We start from the raw sequence: 20087 nt of genomic DNA, 5'->3' as shown, positions 1-20087 counted from the left end.
GGAACATCAAATGTCAAATACTTTTCAGGCTTTGGTTGTAGACAAGACAGATACTTTCTCAGTAGAGGTCAAGCCAGTGGCAATGGAAGAATTGCCTGCAGGTGAGGTGCTGATCAAGGTATCTTACTCTAGTGTAAACTATAAGGACGGATTAGCCAGCATTCCGAATGGAAATATTGTGCGGAATTATCCCTTTATCCCCGGCATAGATCTGTCAGGGGTAGTAATCTCTTCGGCCGACAGCCGGTTTGAGGCAGGCCAGTCCGTCATCGCCACCAGTTATGGTATTGGCGTGTCCCATTTTGGCGGTTTTAGTGAATATGCTAGAATTCCCGCCGACTGGGTTCTCCCCCTCCCGGAAGGTCTTAGCCTGCGGGAAGCAATGATTTACGGGACAGCAGGCTTTACCGCCGCGCTGTCCATTCAAGCGCTGGAAGATCACGGGGCTGCGCCGGATAAAGGCAAGGTACTCGTCACCGGAGCAACAGGCGGTGTTGGCGGTGCGGCAGTAGCGATGCTGGCCAAACTAGGATACCAGGTAACTGCCAGCACAGGCAGAACAGACGAAGCCGGGTATCTGCAGGTTTTAGGAGCAGATGAGGTCATTTCCCGCGAGGATGTAGGCACTGGTGCTCTGAAGCCGCTGGACAAGCAGCTCTGGCAGGCAGCAGTAGATTCTGTAGGCGGCAGTCCGCTGGCAGCTGTGCTGAGCAAGATCGCATACGGCGGCGCTGTGGCTGCAAGCGGTCTAACCGCCGGCACGGCAGTTCCGACAACAGTGCTGCCATTTATCCTGCGTGGGGTCAGCCTGCTGGGTATTGATTCCGTGTCCTGTCCTGCCGGGAAACGCAAAGACATCTGGCAGCGGATGGCAACGGATCTAAAGCCGGAGGTGCTCGAAGCACTGGTTGACCGCGAGATCACATTGGCCGGTCTGCCTGCTGCACTCGAAGATATTCTAAATTCAAATATTAGAGGCCGGGTGCTTGTCCGCCTGTCCTAGAAGCAGAAGCCTCCCGGGATTGTTCCCGGGAGGCTTTCTTTGACAGTAGCTGATCCTACTCGTTCTCTGTTCCTGCGCTCGGATAGGCTGGATAGTCTTGAGCATACGGCTGCTGACGGTAGGGCTGCTGAACATAAGGCTGACCATAGTAGCCGTGAATACTCATAGGCTGGAATCCGAAGCTCTGCGGAGCCGGCTGATACATGTATGGCGATATATTTGCTGTAGCCATAACCGGAGCCATATTCACTGGAGCCATGTTCACCGGAGCCATGTTCACTGGAGCCATATTCACTGGAGCCATATTCACCGGAGCTATCATGGCTCCTTTTACGTTTTCGGCGGCTGTCTTTGACGGTTCACAGCAATCCGCCGGAGGGCCAATGAACGTCATAGGTTTCAACGGAGCCAGTGTCTCCTTCAGCATAGCCTCATTTAGACAGTAAGTATGGGCCAGTACACGGGCCGGTGTTTTGCTTAATATATCCGATCCAAGAATGACCTGAGGTGTTGGAGCATTAAAAATAGCCAGCAGATGTGTACAATCTACCGTTGCAACTTCGTAATGCCACCAGCCCTGCGGCACGTTAGCCACCTGGCCCGGTGTAATCGGAAAATGCAGCAGTTCCCCCGTGAACGGATTAATTAAGGAAACCACTGCCTCACCGGAGATGCAATAGACCAGCTCAGCGGCATTTTGATGATAATGCGGTTCGACCACATTTGATTTGCTGAGAAAAATATCAAGCAGCGACGTATTATCCAGCGTATTCAGCTCTTTAATCCCCATAACGTTGATATAGTTGCAGTCATCCTTCTTAAACAAGGTGCTGCAGTTCAGATCAAAGGTGAATTGAGTATTGGGGGAAGTGTAATCCATATTTAAAGTCACGCGAATCCTTCCTTTCTTCGGAGCCCATTTTTTTCGTTCTGAAGTAAGATATGTATTCGCCTATGTCCAGGTGATAATTTTCTTGGTTCAAGGGGCGCATCAAAAAAGCATCCTCCCCGGGGAAGATGCTCCATTTCCTTACTCTCCCGCGATAACTGTCCGGTTTCTTCCAGTATGTTTGGCGGAGTATAAAGCTTCATCTGCGTGTCCAAGCAATTCTTCCCGGGTACGTCCGTGTGTGGGATAATGGGCAATTCCCTGCGAGGAAGTCACTTTGATCGGTAGGGGAACTTCACTTTTTTCCAGTGTTTTACGGATTCTTTCCGCCACTGTATAAGCATGATCTGGCTTCGTCCGGGGAAGCAGCAGGACAAATTCTTCACCGCCGTAACGGGCGCAGATATCGCCGGGACGGATGCTTGCAGTAAGGATTTCAGCAACGCTTTTAAGCACCTCATCACCAGCCAAATGACCGTAAGTGTCATTGACGAATTTGAACTTATCCACATCCAGAACGATTACGGAAAAAGGTACCCGGGCGGCTATCCACTGATTGATGCTGATATCCAGCGCTCTGCGGTTTGTAAGACCGGTCAGAAGATCGGTCATCGCATCCTGGGTCAGCTGATCAGTCTGCTTCTGGATGTCCGTCCAGGCCATTACTACCGCTTTGGTGAGCAGATCAACTTCCCTGTTCCAATGAGGTTTGAGCTCCGGCAGCTCGACATTTTCTTTGCCGATTCTGTTCACAAGGTCGGCCAGAACAACGAACGGCTTGGCTAAGCGGTGTGCAAGGACGAACACACTGAGCAGCAAAATAACGAATGGAATGACCGTATAAGCCAGAATTTTGCGTAAATGAGCCAGCAATTGTTCCTGAATGACATGAACTGGCGATACAACGGCAACTCCCCAGTCATTGGCGGGAACCGCCGAATAGCCGGCCAGCATGGATACCCCTTTGGTATTCAGCGCCTGCATTTTTCCGCTCTCACCCCTCTTTAACCTCTGGACGACCTCGTTACTGCTGATATCCTTATTTAATTGCCTTACGTCCGGATGGAACAGCACATGCCCCTCAGCACTGACAATATAATAATACGAACCGGATTCATCAATATTATTGTTCCCGAAGATCATATTCAGGATATTGTAATCCCGGAGATAGACCGTACCCGCCAGTTGTCCAAGATAATGTTTGTCTTTGTTATACAGTGGTTCACTCATGAAAAAAAGCATCCTGCCAGTCGTGGACGATGTATACGGTGAGGACAGATAGGAGTTCTTTAGCCGGAGAGCTTCCAGAACCTGGGGCGATTTAATTCTCTTCCCCACCATACCCAGCGTTTTCGGTGAATTATTCAATACCGATCCGTTTTCGTTAACCAGAATAATGGAATTAAAGTAGTTGCTGCTGTGGCGCATTAAATCAAGATAAGCATCTATATCTTCAGGCCGCGATGCCTCCATACTGGCGATTTGATCCGCACTGAAGAGCAGGCTGCTGCGCATTGAACGGAACAACGAATCTACCGTTTTACTCATTCTTTCCGCATTGGCATAATTCAAATTAAGCGTTGTCTCTATTAGTGATTTCTTCTTAGATTGGTATGACCCAATGAGCAGAATCGTAGTTGTCAATAGAAACACCATTGTCACCAGCGCCATTAGCAGCAAAGTGAGGCTGAGTTTCATTCTTGATTTGGTTTCTGCTCTCTTTGGTGTAGGCATTATCCGACCTCCTTATGTACCTGTGCCCATTTGGTATAATTATATACGATAAAGAAAGAGAATCTACATACAGAATTTAATTCCATTTTTTGCATGACGGGGCTGATCAAGACACGATTATATACATCTGCAAAAGAAAAAGAGCAAGCGGCAGGAGTGACTCCTGCTCCGCTTGCTCTTGTCCGTACATTACCATCCACTCCGCTTGATGAGTGAGGTGATCTGTGCAATGTGGTGGCTGTTATGCCAGATATATCTCTGTATTGCTGTATCCAGGCTCATCGTCCCGAGGCCTGCACTCACAAAAATCCGGGCAAAATCAGCTTCACTCAGTGAACCCAGCAAGGTCATGAACCGCGGGTTCAGATGCTCCATCAGCCGGAGTGAAGACTCTATTGGCTCTTCCAGATAATCGCTCTGTTCCGCCCACAGGTCCTGCCGGTAGGTTGAAATCTGCGGTGCATCTTCCGTAAGCCCCCGCTTAAAGCGAAGGTAGGCGAACATATTCGTGTCCGAAAGATGATGAACAACCTGTGCCACACTCCAGCCGCCAGGACGGTAAGGGGTGTTTAACTGCTCTGATGTGAGCGGGCGCACGGCTTCGCTTAAGCCAGCTGAGAGCCGGCCAATCATCTGAATATCCTGATTCCGTTCTTCTGCCGTCCGGTTTTCCTTCGCTGCAAATCTTCCAATAGGGTAACTCAGGTGCTCCATGTCATCCTCACCATAACTGCTCATCTACTTTGTCCTCCTTTTAATGGAGTTATCAGCTTAACCGCCTTATAGAAGCTCATATAACTCATCTAGGGTTGTTACTGTATAATCCGGCTTCACCGCATGCTGCCAATCGGCTTTGTCCCGGTTGATCCAGCAGGCGGTAATCCCCGCTCTTGCCGCACCTAACACATCTGATGCTGTGTCTCCTACATGGATAATCTGCCCAGGTTCTACGCCGTAATGGGTAATGACCTCTTGGAACATTATGTTGCGGCTGTCATTTTTGTAGGACTTGTGCATTTCCGATGTGAACAAGGTGACCGGATAGTTCTGATAAAAGTTCGGCAGCATCAGCTCATCAGTATCACTGACTATGCAGACCTGGTATTTAGCACATATCCGCTGCAGAAAACGCTCCGTATCCTCATATAACGTGGACAATCGGTGCTGTTCAAACAGAATTTCCACTGCTTGAAGGAAATCAAAGTCCACCCCATACTGCTTGAAAACCAGCTGAAAGCTGCGGGAGTAGATTTCTTTACTGGTCCAAAAATCTCCATTATTTCGTATCTCAGAAGCTAACATATGATAGCTGCTCAGCAGCATGCTTCCAAGCGCCAAAGCCCGTTCCTCACTATAATCCTGCTGCAAAATAGGCTTCCATACATATGCCCTGCGGTCCTGAATATTTGCCAATGTCTGAAACATGTCCAGGCTGATGACTTTATATCGTCCCATAGTTCACCCGTGTATTAAACCGAGCCGCCACCAGGACAGCCGGTGAATTCCAGTAGATCGTAACCTCATTCGTGGAGTAGCTGAGTTCATGGTCGGCAAAACACTGCGCTGCAGGCTTACCCTGCAAATGCTGCAGGACATATTCATCATGCAATCCGCGGTCAGGCCCGCCGGACACCAGTCCGGGAACTGGTGCCTCCACATGATCGCCTACAGACGGACGGTGATGCGGATGCAATACCGGACGGTCACCGAAACCGGTCACATAGCTGATATCCAGCACATTGCGGCCCAGCAGATAGTGAAGATGGTCCAGTGCACAATCGGCATAACGGGCCTCTCCACTGAAATGCTCCGCAGCCAGCAGCAGCATCGCGTTGTTCATCACCAGCATATTGCTGCCCCAGATGTAATCCTCTTCCCGCAGGGAAATGAGGTATCCATCCAAATTGCTCACCTGGACAAGCTGCTCCGCTTCCGCAAGTAACCCTTCCTTAAGGGAGGTGTATAATGCCACATCTCCTTGTGCCTCACCATTCAGCAGATAGGCTAGTGTACCATAACCGCCCATGTCCGCCCAGCCCAGACTGAATTTGGGAAATGGCAGCCTGGATAACGCTTGGACAGCCTTATGGTAGACTTCTTCGCCTGTTGTCCGGTACAGCTCAGCTGCTGCCCAGAAACGTTCGTCATGATCTTCGGCATCCCCGTATTCACCGGTTGTAATTTGCGGCGGATTCTTAAAGCCCGGCTCCTCCGGATGCTGCTCCAGCCACTGCCAGCCGGCAACCGCTGCTTTAAGACACCGGTCTGCATAGGACTCATCAAATGGCTTATAGATCCTTGCTGCCATCGCCATTACTCCGGCAAAGTCTCCTGTAGCAGCAGCGGATACCGGTGAGAAAAACAGTTCTGACGTATCATCCTCCGGCATAACGTCAAGACCGGGAAAGTTCAGCGTGGTCAGCTTATGATAGACCCCGCCGCTCCCAGCTTCCTGCATTTTGAACAAAAAATCCAGCTCTACCTTACACTCCAGCAGCACATCCGGCATCTTCCCATCACTTTCCGGAAGTGTAAAATCACCCGCAAACGCAGCAGGATATAACTCATAGGCCAGCAGCAAATCTGCGATAGCCTTGGCACCCGGACCGGAGTATTTCCCGTAATCCCCTGCATCATGCCAGCCTCCGCTGCTGTCCAGCTTCAGTTCAGGCTGACCGATTACGGTTCCCTCTGCCAGATGGCAGGCAGCATGTCCCCAAGGTCCGGCATACCCCCCGCTTAGTTCGGCTCCGCAGCGGTAATAATAAAAGGCTTTCAACAATCCCTTCTGCAGCTCCTGATAAGGCTTATCGGCAATGTCAAAAGTTGCGGAAACCGCCCCGTCCCCAGCTTCAAGGAAATACCGTCCAGCAGCAGTAACCGCTGAGAAGTCAGCAGCATGAACTCTGGCACCGCTGGCCTTATCGTCTGCTGCGGCAGCAGATACCCCCTTGAATACTACCGCTCCCGTCTCTGAATTCACAACCCGGAATGAATGTTCCGTACCGGTAAACAGGGCGATTTTCTTCCCGTATGTGGAATATCCGATCTGATCTACTGTAATTGCACGAACCTGTTGCTCACTCACCTGGTATCAGCTCCTTTTTGAACATCAAAGTTTTCTCCAAGAATCTGGCTACACCATCTTCGTTGTTTGAGGCGATGACCTGATGTGCCAATGCTTTAATCTCCGGCTGGGCGTTCTGTACGGCAATCCTTGTTCCGGCGGCAGCGAACAGTCCCAGATCATTCAAGTGGTCACCGAATACAGTAATATCCTGCGGTTCAAGCCCCATATGCTGCGCCCACAACTTGAGTCCATCGCTTTTGTTGCCTTGGGGATGGCTGAATTCCAGGAAATAGTGATCTGTTATGTATAAGTCCTTCATGAAGTGGATTTGCAGCTTATCTCCGAATCTGTGCTGCACCGCCTGATGAACAGGCTGAAGCTCTTCCAGCAGGCCGATATAAGTGATAATCAAAGTCCGGTGTTCTGCGGGGCATTCCAGCTTGTCCACCTCCCGAAACCGCTCGTCCCCCGGACGGCTGTTAAAGAACACAACATCTCCCATGCGTTTAAGTGGTTCATGAAGCACCCTCTCACGGTCATTTTCATCCAGCGAGAAATAAAATGGGGTCATCCCGCCAAGCTGCCGCCCGATGCTGATAATCTCCTTAGAAATAAAGTGATCCAGCCAGTATCCGTCTATCACCTTCCCGGACATCCCGTCATAAATGAGGGCGCCATTATAAAGAATAAGCGGATACTTCCAGGCAATTTCCGAAACTACACTGGCTGCACTAATGAAGCCCCTGGCCGTTGAGAAGCTGATAACCGCCCCCTTCTCCATTGCTGCTGTAATTACTTGAATTGTGTAGTCCGTAAGCTTCTGTTCTGAGGTGAGCAGCGTCCCATCGAGATCCGTAATATAAGCCTGCCTTGCCATGAATCATCCCCCTTACAGTGATAATTACATGCTATACGCTGACCGAAGGTTTCGACTATGATTATTCACCCAGCAGCTTCATAAAGTTAGCCGGCAGATTAAACTGCTGATTGTTAATCATGATCCGCTGGAACTCCATCACTTTCTCATCGGCCTGGGCATCTTTAATTTCTTTAATCTCACGGTGCAGACGCTCCATCTGCAGATCCAGCTCATTAGCTTTGAGCGCTGCATTCTTCAGCTCACGGGTCAGATGCTCAGGAACCGACTGGCTGTATTTATAGAAAATTTTATGTTCAAGACTGGCCCAGAAATCCATAGCAATAGTGCGGATCTGAACTTCTACACACACCATCTCTGTGCAATCCGACAGGAACACGGGCACTTCGACCAGCAAATGAAGGCTCTGATATCCGTTTGGCTTCGGATTCTTGATGTAATCCTTTACCTGAAGCACTTTCAGATCATCCTGCTTCTGCAGCATTTCGCTGACTTGATAGATATCAGAAATAAACGAGCAGGTGATGCGGAGTCCGGCAATATCCTTAATACTGGACCGTACGGCTGGCAGCGAGAGCTCGCTGTTTTTGCGAAGCATTTTGTTCATAATACTCTCAGGAGATTTAATGCGGGACTTCGTATGTTCAATTGGGCTATAGTCATGGAGCATCTGAAACTCCTGTTTCAGAATTTCAATCTTCGTCTCTATTTCTTCCAGGGCGAATTTATAGATCATCATAAAGCGGGTAAGTTCATATTTAAGCTGCTTGAAATTCTCTATCTGGTTGCTCGTATTCATATTCATTTCTCCTCTTCCTGCAGCCGTTTAATAGGCCGGCTCTGATGTAATCATAGCCCATTTCACAGAGGGAATTCAAATTCAGCATAATGTAAAAAGGCCATCTCCACGGTTCACTCTTGCTCCGTGAAGATAGCCTATACACAAAATTGCTGCTTATATGACAACCTGATGATCTAGATAAAAACTTCATCAACCGTCAGACTGCGCTCGCGTGATAAATCCCTATAATCCTCATCCACCTTAATCAGCGGCTTGAAGATATCCAGAGCGTTGTTCATTACAATGGTGCCCGTTTCCCCGTTACTGAGCTGCACCGTCTTGCCAACAAAGCCTGGCAGCAAATGCCCTGTAAGAGCCTGCACTACATTTCCGTTCAGCTTGCCAAAGCCCATTTCATGCACCTGGCGCAGCACGGACACAAGCCCCTGCTTCGGCCGGTTCAGCCTGGACGTAGTAAGCTTCATATAGATATCAGCGACAGTAACTATTTCAGTATAGGGATGAATATCATTTTTGCGGAGATTGGCCGGATAACCCGAACCATCCTCATATTCATGATGCTGCAGCGCAACCAGTGCCGTAGCTTCATCCTTCATGGATCTCCGGATAATATCGTAACCGTAAGCGGTATGGCGCTTTAATTCTTCTTCCTCGGCAGCATTTAGCCATCCCGAATTATTTAAGATGGACAATGACACCTGGCTTTTGCCAATATCGTGCAGGTAGCCGGCACGGCTGATCTTATAGCGCTCCTCTTTGGAGTAACCAAGCCATGTTGCAATATAATAAGACAGCAGGCCAACCTGCAGCGAATGCTGGTAGGTGTCAACATCCTCACGGTCCAGCAGAAGCAGCAGGGATACAACATCCTTTTGCTTATCTAATGTTTCCAGCAGCGGCTGCAGTGTAGCATCTACAAGGTCTGGTGTAAAGCTGCCCTGCGAAAGAGCCTCCAGGAAAGTCGATTCATAATTCATGATCACCTGATCAAAATCATCATGGAGACCATGGCTCTGCTCCTCAATGGTTTGCGGCAGCTCGCGGGCTACAATTGCTACATACTCTATTCTTTGCCGGATCAGCAGGGAGATTTCTTCACGCTGGACAATGGTCCCGCTGGGCAATATATGCAAGCCCACACTATTGAAAGTGTCAGTCATTAGACAATCGCCGGGTTTTAGATCTGTGACATGAACTTTCAAATTGCAGCACTCCTTCTTGAGTAAATAATATTCCTTGTGTAAATTGATCATAGCCAAATGCCCTTATAGTGACAATATGGTTAAAGTCGCATTCACTGCCCGGAGTAGTTCAAATGAATCCCTACTTTAGCCGCCTTTTTCGAATATTACTACATCCATTTCACAAATCTGCCGTATTTCAGCCTGACTCCATTCATTTCGGCCCAGGCATGAAGACTCTGTATCGCTTGTGTCCGGTCATCCATGAACCTGAAACATAGTCTGAGCGGGACAATTCTAGTATTCACCGGCAAAATCCCTACCAAAGGACCATCAATATGGATAGACTTGATCTCTGATGCAGAGAACGTGCGGTTATGAATCTGCAAAGTATCATTGTTCCACTTCATTTCAGTTGCCTTCCGGAGCGCCAGCAATATCAAATACACCTCTAACAAAGTAGAGAAAATGAGACAGACGATCAGAATATAATACCATGTGTCATGTGGGCGGATAGTACTTCCTGGACTCCTAAAAAAAAGATAGAAGAAGAATGATGATACTTACGAGCACCCCTAGCATCGTTCTAAGGGCTATCGGAGGTTTGATTCTTGTTACATAGACAGGATCTGTCATGTCTTATCCTTTCATGTTTCAGTTATATTGTATAATGAACGCTAAGCTGTAACTTTGAGGAGGTATTCTTATGTACGAGCATCTGGTTGTCTTTAAATTCAACAGTAATTATGAACCGCAAACAGAAGAGCTGCTGGTGCAGACACTTTTGAGGCTGAAGGAACAGATACCAGGGATTGTCGGATTAACGGCAGGAGTAAATGTGACAGAGGAAACGGGGAATATTCATGGATATACGCTGGGGCTTCGCGTGACCTTTACAGATCAGGAAGCCCTACGTCAATATGGGCCGCATCCGGCCCACCAGGCGTTTGTGGCTATGCTAGAGGGAATAATCGAAAATGTCGTTGTTGTAGATTACCCGGTTACAGGCTAATACGGTTCTAGAAAAGATCGTTCACATCGGCAACTACTTTACCAATCAACTTATCCTTGGCTACAAAGGGATTCGCCCACAAATGAGCATCATAGCTGATATTCCGGTTGTCGCCAAGGAAAAAATAGTGATCCTCTGGAACAGTAACCGGCCCAAAGGTATAGTTCATGGTTTCTTTTAGATAAGGCTCATTGATTTTTTCACCGTTTCTGAATAAGGCACCGTCTTTAATTTCGATCGTGTCACCCGGAAGGCCCATCAAACGTTTGACATATTTCTTCTGTTCATCACCGGCGACCGGCGGATTAAACACAACGATATCGCCATGCTTCAGCGTGGTCAGCCAGAGCATCTTCTCTACCAGCAGCCGGTCATCCACTTTTATCGTAGGAACCATGGAATCGGTCGGAACCCTCATTGCTTCAGCAACATAAGAACGGATAAATAAGGACAGGATTATACCAATTGCGATACTTGGAACCCACTGCTTCAGAAATTTTTTCATTTGCCACCTCGGTTATCTATATTTAGAGTTCGAACTTTGCAAGTATTCGCGACATTTCCGCATCCGTGTCGATCACGGTATTTTTGGGCATGTGGATAACGAGCAAACCGCCGAAGATCTGCTCCCATTTTCCGCCGTTCTCCTTCACCCGCTGCTTCATCTCCCTGATCTCCGGGGAACCTGCCGCCTCTTTGCTGAGCAGCCAGGCATATCTCCGGTAAGCGGATTTCTGCACTGTCTCCACGTAATACGAAATGCCCTGTTTCTCTGTTACCCGGATAATATCTCCCAGTGTAATGCACGGATTGAAAATCGGTGTCTCCTCGATCCTGTATTTATCCTGCGCCACGGGAGTCACATCGAGCACCTCAATCTCACGCCCCTGTTCATCAAAACAGATATGTAGTCCTACTGTATCCGGCATAGCACACCTCAATTCTTCATATACAAAATCCATCAACCTTCATTTTAGGCAAACTCATGAAATTTGGCAATGAATCTGCGTGTGCAGTAAAAGAGCTTAAGCTTTCGCTGAGTGGTCATTTCATTCCCGAAAGGGATTTGGCAATGAACCGTTCCAGCGTCTTCCAGGGCAGCAGCGCTTTGCCAATACTCAGGACCTTGGAGCCTTTGCCGATGGGGTAACGCAGCTTAGGTGCACGCATGAAGACCAGCTTTCCGATCAGCTCAGCCACCTGCCTGGGATCGGGTGCAGTTTCCGCGGTCCGACGGGAGTAGCGAAGCACCTCAGTGAGCTGCTTGTTGTACGGTGAATCTTCACTTGTCCGGATTCCGTCAATGCCTTTGCCCCAGATCGACGTGCGGAAGGAGCCGGGCTCGACCAGAATGACCCGGATACCGAAGGGCAGCAATTCTTGGCGCAGACTTTCGCTGAAGCCCTCCACAGCATACTTGGACGCGGCATAGGGTGCATAACCGGGAAAGCCGATTAATCCGCTGACACTGCTGACATTGATGATGCTCCCCCCGCGCTGCTGGCGCATCACAGGAAGTACAGCCTTCGTTACCTCAACCAGCCCGAAAAAGTTCGTATCCATCTGGTGACGCCATTCCTCCATACTTACTTCCTCTACGAACCCGCCGACGGCAAAGCCTGCATTATTAACCAGCACGTCAATTCTGCCAAACCGGTCCATAATTGCTGAAACAGCCGATTCAATGGACTCCGAATCTGTGACATCCAGCGTCATCAGATGAATCCGATTGAGCACATCAGCTTCCTCAGCATGACGGATAAGCTCTTCTTTGCGGCCCAGATCACGCATCGTGGCAATCACGTGATATCCTCTTGCCGCCAAGGTAAGCGCAGTCAGCAATCCAAAGCCGCTGGAGGTCCCAGTAATAAGAGCTATTTGATCATAGGGTAGATCTTGAATCTGATTCATATCCGCCTCCTTTGGCTCATTGATGATCCCATTTCAATATACGGGAGTTACTCATTATGTAGTTGTATCCGATATATATTTCACAGTCCTTCTAGTATTGTAACATATATTTGGCAATCCTTGGAAATGATAATCTGGAAGTTTTTAGAATTGATCAAACGAACTAATGTTCCTTTATTCCTTGACTTCCCAATAATCTCAAGCTATAGTATATAACAATTACACATGTTGAGCGGGAGAAGCACCTCGCAGGACAGGCATTGATGCCTTTCTTGGGGGTGCTTTTTTGCGCTCTATAACAATATTAGGACTGGAGTTGACTGAAATGGCTAAACATGTGATCACCAATGGTATCAGAAGATTTACCGGTTTACTAGTACTTCTGGCGCTCCTCACAGGGAACAGCATCCAGGCCGCAGCAGCCTCCGGCTGGGATGAGGCGCTGGACCAGATTAATGAACTGTACAGCAGCTACATCAGCCTGCAGGAAACAGTCAAGGCGGAGAGCAAGCGCAATCAGGCGCTCCGCAAGCAGAACATCAGTGATCTTGCTGCCATCAATGCCCGGCTTGAATCAACAGATCAGGCGCTTCTGAGCCGTCTCAAGACAGAAGCGGCAGCGGTGCAGAAGAAGCATGCCGCGCTGCTTGAGCAATATTCGTCGCTGGGCAAACAGTCCGCCGCCGCGCTCAAAGCGGGTAATCTCAAGTCTGTCACAGCCCTGGATTTGCAGCGCAATAAATTGAAACCAGCAGTAACGGCAGCACGGGCGGAGATTAAAAGCAAGAATACCGCGCTTACCGTAGCCAAGGCAGCCGCCGCAGCAAGAAATAAGCCGGCCAAAGATGCTCTCTCACCCATCGCAGGCCTAAGAAAGCAGGTAACAGCCGGTAATAAACAGGTCAGTGAAATCCAGAATGTACGTTCGGAGGCTGACAAGCGCTATAAAGCCGCAGTGAAGGCGGGAGACGCGGTCACTGCAGCGGCAGCAATGAAGCTTTCTTGTACCAAAATGGGGGAAGTCCGTACCTGGCTGAGCCAAATTAATAGCTTGGAACAAAAGATTTCCGCTGCCCTCCGGTTAGCCGAAACCAAATTGCCGAATTGAATCCCTGCTGCGATCATCGTCATCTGCTGAAGCTTCGACTAAATGATGGCCTCATCAGATCAGCTGCACCATCCAGCTGATGAAATGGGCTGCTGGTATGAATACAAGCTGGCCCAGCAATGTTCCAAGAAACCGGGAGAACATCAGCAGCACATAGATTTTACCCAGCTGATCGCGGTATTCTGCTTGTTCTGTGGCTTTGTGAGTAATAATTCCCAGCTGCGGATCAATAAAGATAGTCAGCACGATCGTAGCCAGTCCGTTGATCAGACCGGAGGCATTCGAAGCGGTTGCCAGGAGATGGGGGGATAAATGCCCTGCATACAGCGAAGAGATTACCCCTACGGTATAGAACCCGGTAACGAAGATATTCATGATGATAAACCGCTTAGGAATTCCAAGATATCTGAAGCTGGGCAGCTTTATTCCGGGTCTTTTGATATATTTGCGCGTGTTCTTAAGCTGTTCTACCGTCACGCTGCTCAGGAGCTTAGGAAGGGAGCCTTCCACCTCCAGCTTGGAGATTACTCTGCTAAACAGGCCGACAAAGGTCGGGAAAAGCGCAATGGCGATTAATGTGCCTAGTGAAGAGGCCAGCATAACAATCCGTAAATAATTACCGAGCGGAAAACTTATGTCTGCATTGTTGGAATAGTCAACAAATTTTGCCGTCAGCGGAGCCTGGATCATATTTGCTGTTCTCGATACAAGCACAATAATTCCGGTCAGAGACAAAGCTATGGCGATCTTGTTCAGCTTCACCCCGGCATAGCGGACCGAATACGATAATGTTTCAGCCGTATTAATAATCATTGTTAACAGGCATACCACAATTAAGCTATTCACCATGGTCATTACAGGATCTCATCTCCAAATCTGGCAACATGGAATTAAAATAATCCGGCTTTACGGTTGAATTTGCTGATTATGCCGGCGGTATTCTTCTGAGACAGCAGCGGTCAAGGACGTATGCGCCCGAAATCCCAAGTGAATAGCGGATAAAGTCCACCCAGATAAACCCTTTGCCCAGAATCAGTCCGCCCAGGATTGTTGCTCTCACCTCATTAATCCATATTGCCTGATATAGCTGGCTGAACTCGATCATGAAGCTGAAGCTAAGGCTCAATACAAATGAGATGTACAGCTTGCGCCGGCCCAGCAGCAGCCGGAAACCAAAGTATACCATCGCCGCCCACAGCGCATCACCCAGATGGCTTGCCACAAACCGCGGCAGATGTTCTGAGTAGGCTCTCGAGCTCAGACCCAGAACCATGGTTACCAGTGCTGCACAGCTGTATGTAATGAGATTACTATCACTCTGTAATCGTCTGATGCTTCTGCCCCCTTCATATTAAATCTTAAACAGCCTAGTGTATATTCAGAGGTCTTTCAGCAGGTTTTATTCAAAAATCGTTTTTACTGTACCGGATTCCCGGCGGAATATCTCCGGCGGAAAGGGAATAGCAATCTGCGGAAGCTCTTTATCACTGAAAAACCTGAGTTCCTCACATTCCCCATCCATGCTTCTCGGCGTACCCTTAACGATCGAGCACTCAAAGACAGTAACTGAATACTCTACACGGTCTCCATTACTGTACTCGTATGCATATTTTGCACCGCCGAATACGCCAATGATCCGCTCCGGTGTTACCATGAGTCCCGTTTCCTCAAAAACCTCGCGCCGGACCGCTCTGGACGGCGTTTCCCCAGGCTCCACTGCACCTGCCGGCATTCCCCAGAGTGATTCTCCGCCTTTACGTATAAAGAGGATCTCTCCTGCCTCATTACGTATGACTGCCGCAACAGAAGGCACTAATAGCAGATCTGTCCCCACTTTGCTGCGCAGCCCGCGGTAGTATTCAGATATTGGCATGATCGCTTCCCCTCTCTTTTCCATTCATTATATGATTATATCTATGGACAGATTACAGGTTCTCCTTGGGAAAGGAAACCATCGGGATTCGCTGGTCTGGGGGATAGTTCCGGCAATCAGACAGCTCAACCTTATAGAAATCATCGCTCTCAGTGAGCTCAATGGCTCTGCAGACATATTCTGTCTTTACCGGGTTTGCACTCATGTAATCCCTGGTTTGGTCTACCATCAAGTGCAGCACCTGTCCGTCATTATAGAAGTCATATATAAACGGCCCGCTGTCTATTCCCCATTGCAGGAATGTCAGATTATCTCCCTGGCCTTCTTCAAAGCGGTGAATCATTTCTTTGACTCTATCCAGGTCAGTCTGGTCAAAATGGGTAATTAAATTCGGCTGATCTCTTGCAGCAGGCTGGCTGACAGCCAGCAGCAACCCCAGCAAAACGCCGATAATCAGCGTCTCGACCACAATAATACCCTTAACGATCTTCAACTGCACCACCCTCTCACAACTCTTCCTGCTGATGTTGCGTTAGTTTACTTCACTATATTTGACAAAGCTGGTCGTTTTTCCTTGTTATCATGCTAAATAGGGACATCCTTGCCATGCCGGCTAAGAAATGTCCCTTGGTGTTGTGTCTTGCATAATCTTGTCTTGTATCAGCCTTCTCCTAGTTCCAGCCTTCTCAAGGTGCGCCGCCGGGACCAGAAGGTCCATAGCAAATCAGCACTGAACAGTATAATGATCAGCGGCATTCCCGGTACCCAAACAGGCTCCAGAAGATGATAGACCAGCTCCATCAACGGCTGCAGAAGATAGATACAAGCCGTGGCCAGTACCCACCAGTATAAAGAAAATTTAAGACAGATATGGCCATGAAGCTGAAACGGCATTGACGAATAATCCCACCACTGCTTATGGAAGGCTGACTTCAGCAGCCAGCCGCTAGCATATTCAACTGCCGAAGGTATGATCAGGGCAAGCCCCAGAAACAGCGGAAGTGGTAGTTCCAGCATCTGGGCAGCCAGCAGCAATAGGGGAGCAAAGCCGTACATCGGCTTAAACGGCCCTTTGAGAAACCCCTCTTTGCGGAAACTTCCCTGACTATAGAGATTATATGCTCCCTCGAGCACCCAGCCAAAGAAAGAGTAGATCATAAAATAAAAAAAATATTGACCCGACATAATAACTACAGTATGGCTATCCAGCGACAGCACCGGAAATATGTTAATCCCATTCTCCCCCTATTTGCGAGTATTGTTATCAGGTACATCCGAGAGGTAGTATGCCATCCTGCAGGCCAATTTATGTAATCCCAAGAATCAAAAAAAAATGTCCCTGCAGCCAATATCGTGGCTTCATGGACATTTTTTTGTGCTAAAAGACTGAGTGCGGTACACCTTAGAGTTCACTCCTTATGTTGCTGTTCCTTGAGCAGCGGCGTTATTGGTGAGCTGTCGCTTTGCCTTTTCAGCGTCTCCAGCTTTACCTCGCTGCGCACACCAACATCCGATCCGTACTTCTTTTCGAAATTGCCGGCCAATGCCTCGCCTCGCTTATGCCTATACCGGCCGTTCTCGTTCCGACTACGCATTTCATTACCTCCCCGCAAGTTCAATAGCTTAGTAACCTGGGAAATCTGCGATGATCCTGGAGAATGAAGACAGATGGTTGTACGTAGGTAGATTATACAATATTAACTAAACTCTGCTCAATACTTAACAGCCCGCACAACAAAAACAGACCGTCCCACAGGACAGTCTGTATGACTTAACCCTATTTAATTCTTCGGCAGCGGGTCCGGATGAGCGGATTCCGCTGGTTTGGCTACCCAGTCATCGGCTTCCGGCTCAATATCTACGCCATTCTCCATTTTTTTGCGTTCCGCCAGAGAGTCGCCGTCTTTGTTCTCTTTATTGCGGAGATCCGCTTCGTTCTGAATGTGATCTGTCATGTGAAATCCTCCTCATGCTTAACAGTTTTTTGGTCACTTAGTTATAGTTACCCGTTGAACTGTTTCGCAAACATTTTTTCTGCAGGAGGATGTTCAGCCTTACTCCCGCTACTCATAATACACCCGAAAAACAATATCCTGCTCATAATTTCCGAAGCCGCGGCCGAATAGCGTCAGTCCTCCACGCCTTCGGGTCGAGTCCTCCGCTGTAAGCCTGAAGGTCCATTGATCCTGCTGCCAGCATACATCATCCAGCGTAACCGCCGAAATCTTTTGTCCGTCAATGTAGGTCCCCCCCCGGTTTACCCGCAGCACCTTCAGCAGACCGTATTGGTTCACATCGGAATTCCACCAGGCCGGGGTCAGGCGTCCGCGCATTACGCCAAAATCGCCGGGACTGGTCCATTTCCCCAGATCATGTCCATTTAATGAAAACAGGATATCAGAAGGCCATTTCTCATTGATATGAGGAGCCTCCGAGCCTACCTCCAGCGAGATTTCAATCTCTTGGACTTTCTGATCCATAAACAGATAATTAGGTACTTTATATTCGGCATACCCTTTGGCAAACCATAGAATGCCAGCATCCACCCGCTCCGGATCAAGAAAATAACGCGGATCATCATAATATCCGATTAATTTCTCCGTCGTGGCAATCCCGCAGGTAGGTGAAGCCTGCAAATCTGTATAATGGCCTACGGGGACGGATACCTCCACTACTTTTCTGGCGATCCCCTTCGTTCCGGACAGCTTGATCTGCAGGAAATTGGCGGACAGGGAGCAGTATTTATAGGTGCCTCCGTCGATTCTTTTCATTTGTGAGCTGACAATGCCGGCTTTCTGCAGTTTAGCAACATGGGAGCTGACAATGGCACTGCTGAGGTACAGCTTCGATGCCAGTTCTTTAATATGCATTTCCTCCGTGCCCAGCAGGTCGATAATCCTCAGACGGACCTCGCTGGCCAGTGCTTCATACACCTTAAGAGATTCAGAATCAGTTGTTAAGTACACCCTAAACCCTCCGCCTTATCAGAATTAGCAATTTAATTAATCCTCAATATTTATATTGCCTACAATATCTTTAAATACGTATTATGTAATCATAAAAAAGAATTTCGAATTAATCAATTCATTAATTCTACAACAAGGAGCGATATGATGATGACAATACGGTCGACAATGATTGTGGATAAGGATTTCAAGCTGGCTGAGGTAGACCCCAGGGTATATGGTTCGTTTATCGAGCACTTAGGGCGGGCTGTTTACGGCGGGATTTATGAACCTGGACATCCTACAGCCGATGAGCAAGGCTTTCGTGGAGATGCTCTACAAGCTATACGTGCACTTAACGTTCCGATCATCCGTTACCCGGGCGGCAACTTTGTCTCCGGCTATAATTGGGAAGACGGTGTTGGTCCCAAGGCAGAACGAAAGCGTTCTCTTGAAATCGCCTGGTGGACGACAGAAACCAATCAGGTGGGCACCAATGAATTTGCCGATTGGGCCAGACTGGTCGGTTCAGAAGTTATGATGGCGGTAAATCTCGGAACCCGGGGAATAGATGCGGCCAGAAACCTGGTCGAGTATTGCAATCATCCTTCCGGCTCTTACTACAGCGACATGCGGATTGCGCACGGATATAAGACGCCTCATGGCTTCAAGACCTGGTGTCTCGGCAATGAGATGGATGGTCCGTGGCAGATTGGCGCCAAAACAGCGGTTGAATACGGCAGACTCGCGAACGAAACCGCCAAAGCGATGCGTTGGGTCGATCCTACGATTGAGCTAGTCGCCTGCGGCAGCTCAGGCAGGGGAATGAGCACCTTCGCGGAATGGGAAGCAACTGTTCTGGATCTCAGCTATGACAATGTGGACTACCTGTCCTTGCACGCCTATTACAACAATAATGATGGCGATACGCCAAACTTTCTCGCCCAATCGCTGGATTTGGACCAGTTTATCGACAGTGTAGCTGCTACATGTGACTATATCAAGGCCAAAAAGAAAAGCAAGAAGAAAATCTACCTCTCGCTTGATGAATGGAACGTATGGAAATCCCAGGGGACGAGCCGCGCTGAACAGCTGTGGCAGATCGCACCGCCGGAATTTGAGGATGTATATACATTGGAAGACGCGCTGGTCGTTGGCTGCTGTCTGATCAGTCTGCTGAAGCATGCGGACCGGGTGAAGATGGCCTGCATCGCCCAGCTGATCAATGTCATCGCACCAATTATGACCGAAAATGGCGGTCCGCTCTGGCTACAGACAACCTATTACCCCTATATGCATGCTTCCGTGTACGGCCGGGGAACTGTACTACACCCTCTGATTACCAGTCCGAAATATGATTCTAAGAGTTTCACTGACGTTCCTTACCTGGAAGCGGTTAGTGTCTATAATGAAGAGCTGGGTGAGGTGACGGTATTTGCCGTGAACCGTCATCTGAGCGAAGGCCTGGAGCTGGCTGTGGATCTGCGCAGCTTCGGCGCAACAACTGTGCTCCAGCATACCGTACTGGAACATGAGGATATTTACGCAGCCAACACCCGTCAGAACCCGGGAACCGTACTTCCGCATGATCGCGGAAATGCCTCAGCAGAAGGGGGGCGGGTCAGCGCGTTGCTGCCCAAAGCTTCCTGGAATGTTATCCGTTTGCGGGTCAACCCTTAGCA

General features: G+C 48.7%; 23 protein-coding genes and 1 pseudogene. 4 read left to right on the top strand and 20 right to left on the bottom strand.

The features are described from left to right. Positions 1 to 10 precede the first annotated feature (10 nt). Positions 11 to 1003, top strand: a complete 993-nt coding sequence (locus tag QU597_RS11460; RefSeq protein WP_310832750.1) for an acrylyl-CoA reductase family protein — start codon at positions 11 to 13, stop codon at positions 1001 to 1003. A 364-nt stretch (positions 1004 to 1367) separates the two neighbouring features. On the opposite strand, the pseudogene QU597_RS28760 reads toward QU597_RS11460, so the two are convergent. The 9 genes and pseudogenes from QU597_RS28760 to QU597_RS11415 all read right to left on the bottom strand — a co-directional run. Further along, positions 1368 to 1883 (bottom strand): annotated as a pseudogene (locus tag QU597_RS28760) (cupin domain-containing protein); the annotation flags it as partial. 150 nt (positions 1884 to 2033) lie between these two features. After that, positions 2034 to 3626 carry a sensor domain-containing diguanylate cyclase gene (locus tag QU597_RS11450; protein ID WP_310832749.1) on the bottom strand — a complete coding sequence of 531 codons (1593 nt, stop codon included), beginning with the start codon at positions 3624 to 3626 and terminating at the stop codon, positions 2034 to 2036. Positions 3627 to 3815: 189 nt separating this feature from the next. Continuing rightward, on the bottom strand, positions 3816 to 4364 hold the full coding sequence (locus QU597_RS11445; RefSeq protein WP_310832748.1) for a YfiT family bacillithiol transferase: 549 nt from the start codon (positions 4362 to 4364) through the stop codon (positions 3816 to 3818). Positions 4365 to 4406: 42 nt separating this feature from the next. Then, positions 4407 to 5081, bottom strand: coding sequence for an HAD family hydrolase (locus QU597_RS11440; protein ID WP_310832747.1), 675 nt, complete (start codon positions 5079 to 5081; stop codon positions 4407 to 4409). Continuing rightward, on the bottom strand, positions 5068 to 6714 hold the full coding sequence (locus tag QU597_RS11435; protein ID WP_310832746.1) for a glycoside hydrolase family 9 protein: 1647 nt from the start codon (positions 6712 to 6714) through the stop codon (positions 5068 to 5070). The genes QU597_RS11440 and QU597_RS11435 overlap by 14 nt, the downstream gene beginning before the upstream one ends. Continuing rightward, positions 6707 to 7573: an HAD hydrolase family protein gene (locus tag QU597_RS11430; protein WP_310832745.1), complete on the bottom strand. Its 867-nt coding sequence runs from the start codon at positions 7571 to 7573 to the stop codon at positions 6707 to 6709. Before QU597_RS11430 ends, QU597_RS11435 begins: the two co-directional genes overlap by 8 nt. 61 nt (positions 7574 to 7634) lie before the next feature. Beyond that, positions 7635 to 8372, bottom strand: a complete 738-nt coding sequence (locus QU597_RS11425; RefSeq protein WP_310832744.1) for a GTP pyrophosphokinase — start codon at positions 8370 to 8372, stop codon at positions 7635 to 7637. A gap of 176 nt (positions 8373 to 8548) precedes the next feature. Further along, positions 8549 to 9577 (bottom strand): HD-GYP domain-containing protein, encoded by a 1029-nt coding sequence (locus QU597_RS11420; protein WP_310832743.1) that lies wholly within the window; start codon positions 9575 to 9577, stop codon positions 8549 to 8551. A gap of 149 nt (positions 9578 to 9726) precedes the next feature. Next, entirely contained in the window at positions 9727 to 9966 is a 240-nt protein-coding gene (locus QU597_RS11415; RefSeq protein ID WP_310832742.1) for a hypothetical protein, read from the bottom strand. A 296-nt stretch (positions 9967 to 10262) separates the two neighbouring features. On the opposite strand from QU597_RS11415, the gene QU597_RS11410 reads away from it, so the two are divergent. Continuing rightward, positions 10263 to 10568, top strand: coding sequence for a Dabb family protein (locus QU597_RS11410; protein WP_310832741.1), 306 nt, complete (start codon positions 10263 to 10265; stop codon positions 10566 to 10568). A 7-nt stretch (positions 10569 to 10575) separates the two neighbouring features. Here QU597_RS11410 and lepB read toward each other — a convergent pair whose 3' ends face one another. The 3 genes from lepB to QU597_RS11395 form a co-directional block, all read right to left on the bottom strand. Further along, complete coding sequence (gene lepB, locus QU597_RS11405; protein ID WP_310832740.1) at positions 10576 to 11073, bottom strand: signal peptidase I; 498 nt, start codon at positions 11071 to 11073, stop codon at positions 10576 to 10578. A gap of 22 nt (positions 11074 to 11095) precedes the next feature. Continuing rightward, on the bottom strand, positions 11096 to 11497 hold the full coding sequence (locus QU597_RS11400; protein WP_310832739.1) for a DUF4265 domain-containing protein: 402 nt from the start codon (positions 11495 to 11497) through the stop codon (positions 11096 to 11098). A gap of 115 nt (positions 11498 to 11612) precedes the next feature. Beyond that, positions 11613 to 12479, bottom strand: a complete 867-nt coding sequence (locus QU597_RS11395) for an SDR family oxidoreductase (RefSeq protein ID WP_310832738.1) — start codon at positions 12477 to 12479, stop codon at positions 11613 to 11615. Between the two features lie 325 nt (positions 12480 to 12804). Between QU597_RS11395 and QU597_RS11390 the strand changes: the two genes are divergently transcribed. Next, on the top strand, positions 12805 to 13587 hold the full coding sequence (locus QU597_RS11390; protein WP_310832737.1) for a hypothetical protein: 783 nt from the start codon (positions 12805 to 12807) through the stop codon (positions 13585 to 13587). A 54-nt stretch (positions 13588 to 13641) separates the two neighbouring features. Here QU597_RS11390 and QU597_RS11385 read toward each other — a convergent pair whose 3' ends face one another. The 8 genes from QU597_RS11385 to QU597_RS11350 form a co-directional block, all read right to left on the bottom strand. Beyond that, positions 13642 to 14436: a lipid II flippase Amj family protein gene (locus QU597_RS11385; protein ID WP_310833282.1), complete on the bottom strand. Its 795-nt coding sequence runs from the start codon at positions 14434 to 14436 to the stop codon at positions 13642 to 13644. Positions 14437 to 14512: 76 nt separating this feature from the next. Continuing rightward, positions 14513 to 14860 (bottom strand): ribosomal maturation YjgA family protein, encoded by a 348-nt coding sequence (locus QU597_RS11380; protein ID WP_310832736.1) that lies wholly within the window; start codon positions 14858 to 14860, stop codon positions 14513 to 14515. Between the two features lie 126 nt (positions 14861 to 14986). Continuing rightward, the gene (locus QU597_RS11375; protein ID WP_310832735.1) at positions 14987 to 15460 is read right to left on the bottom strand and encodes an NUDIX domain-containing protein; all 474 of its coding nucleotides are present in this window, start codon (positions 15458 to 15460) and stop codon (positions 14987 to 14989) included. A gap of 52 nt (positions 15461 to 15512) precedes the next feature. After that, a complete protein-coding gene (locus QU597_RS11370) occupies positions 15513 to 15953 on the bottom strand; it encodes a DUF4362 domain-containing protein (protein WP_310832734.1) in 441 nt (146 codons plus the stop codon). Positions 15954 to 16120: 167 nt separating this feature from the next. Further along, positions 16121 to 16678: a putative ABC transporter permease gene (locus QU597_RS11365; RefSeq protein WP_310832733.1), complete on the bottom strand. Its 558-nt coding sequence runs from the start codon at positions 16676 to 16678 to the stop codon at positions 16121 to 16123. A 191-nt stretch (positions 16679 to 16869) separates the two neighbouring features. Beyond that, complete coding sequence (locus tag QU597_RS11360; RefSeq protein WP_310832732.1) at positions 16870 to 17055, bottom strand: hypothetical protein; 186 nt, start codon at positions 17053 to 17055, stop codon at positions 16870 to 16872. A 186-nt stretch (positions 17056 to 17241) separates the two neighbouring features. Further along, the gene (locus QU597_RS11355) at positions 17242 to 17415 is read right to left on the bottom strand and encodes a hypothetical protein (RefSeq protein ID WP_167347609.1); all 174 of its coding nucleotides are present in this window, start codon (positions 17413 to 17415) and stop codon (positions 17242 to 17244) included. Positions 17416 to 17523: 108 nt separating this feature from the next. Beyond that, positions 17524 to 18426, bottom strand: a complete 903-nt coding sequence (locus QU597_RS11350) for an ArsR/SmtB family transcription factor (protein ID WP_310832731.1) — start codon at positions 18424 to 18426, stop codon at positions 17524 to 17526. 150 nt (positions 18427 to 18576) lie between these two features. On the opposite strand from QU597_RS11350, the gene arfA reads away from it, so the two are divergent. After that, positions 18577 to 20085 (top strand): arabinosylfuranosidase ArfA, encoded by a 1509-nt coding sequence (gene arfA, locus QU597_RS11345; protein WP_370656261.1) that lies wholly within the window; start codon positions 18577 to 18579, stop codon positions 20083 to 20085. The last annotated feature ends 2 nt before the right edge of the window (positions 20086 to 20087 follow it).

It is taken from the genome of Paenibacillus pedocola, assembly GCF_031599675.1.
In the GTDB taxonomy this organism is placed as follows: domain Bacteria; phylum Bacillota; class Bacilli; order Paenibacillales; family Paenibacillaceae; genus Paenibacillus_AQ; species Paenibacillus_AQ pedocola.
The sequence above is the reverse complement of the archived record's forward strand: the minus strand, read 5'-3'. Positions and strand labels throughout refer to the sequence as shown.

Bases quoted from the DNA above. Each gene is read 5' to 3' on its own strand.
- QU597_RS11460 (WP_310832750.1), top strand. From the start codon at position 11: ATGTCAAATACTTTTCAGGCTTTGGTTGTAGACAAGACAGATACTTTC.
- QU597_RS11450 (WP_310832749.1), bottom strand. From the start codon at position 3,626: ATGCCTACACCAAAGAGAGCAGAAACCAAATCAAGAATGAAACTCAGC.
- QU597_RS11445 (WP_310832748.1), bottom strand. From the start codon at position 4,364: ATGAGCAGTTATGGTGAGGATGACATGGAGCACCTGAGTTACCCTATT.
- QU597_RS11440 (WP_310832747.1), bottom strand. From the start codon at position 5,081: ATGGGACGATATAAAGTCATCAGCCTGGACATGTTTCAGACATTGGCA.
- QU597_RS11430 (WP_310832745.1), bottom strand. From the start codon at position 7,573: ATGGCAAGGCAGGCTTATATTACGGATCTCGATGGGACGCTGCTCACC.
- QU597_RS11425 (WP_310832744.1), bottom strand. From the start codon at position 8,372: ATGAATACGAGCAACCAGATAGAGAATTTCAAGCAGCTTAAATATGAA.
- QU597_RS11415 (WP_310832742.1), bottom strand. From the start codon at position 9,966: ATGAAGTGGAACAATGATACTTTGCAGATTCATAACCGCACGTTCTCT.
- QU597_RS11410 (WP_310832741.1), top strand. From the start codon at position 10,263: ATGTACGAGCATCTGGTTGTCTTTAAATTCAACAGTAATTATGAACCG.
- lepB (WP_310832740.1), bottom strand. From the start codon at position 11,073: ATGAAAAAATTTCTGAAGCAGTGGGTTCCAAGTATCGCAATTGGTATA.
- QU597_RS11400 (WP_310832739.1), bottom strand. From the start codon at position 11,497: ATGCCGGATACAGTAGGACTACATATCTGTTTTGATGAACAGGGGCGT.
- QU597_RS11395 (WP_310832738.1), bottom strand. From the start codon at position 12,479: ATGAATCAGATTCAAGATCTACCCTATGATCAAATAGCTCTTATTACT.
- QU597_RS11390 (WP_310832737.1), top strand. From the start codon at position 12,805: ATGGCTAAACATGTGATCACCAATGGTATCAGAAGATTTACCGGTTTA.
- QU597_RS11385 (WP_310833282.1), bottom strand. From the start codon at position 14,436: ATGGTGAATAGCTTAATTGTGGTATGCCTGTTAACAATGATTATTAAT.
- QU597_RS11380 (WP_310832736.1), bottom strand. From the start codon at position 14,860: ATGGTTCTGGGTCTGAGCTCGAGAGCCTACTCAGAACATCTGCCGCGG.
- QU597_RS11375 (WP_310832735.1), bottom strand. From the start codon at position 15,460: ATGCCAATATCTGAATACTACCGCGGGCTGCGCAGCAAAGTGGGGACA.
- QU597_RS11360 (WP_310832732.1), bottom strand. From the start codon at position 17,055: ATGCGTAGTCGGAACGAGAACGGCCGGTATAGGCATAAGCGAGGCGAG.
- QU597_RS11355 (WP_167347609.1), bottom strand. From the start codon at position 17,415: ATGACAGATCACATTCAGAACGAAGCGGATCTCCGCAATAAAGAGAAC.
- arfA (WP_370656261.1), top strand. From the start codon at position 18,577: ATGACAATACGGTCGACAATGATTGTGGATAAGGATTTCAAGCTGGCT.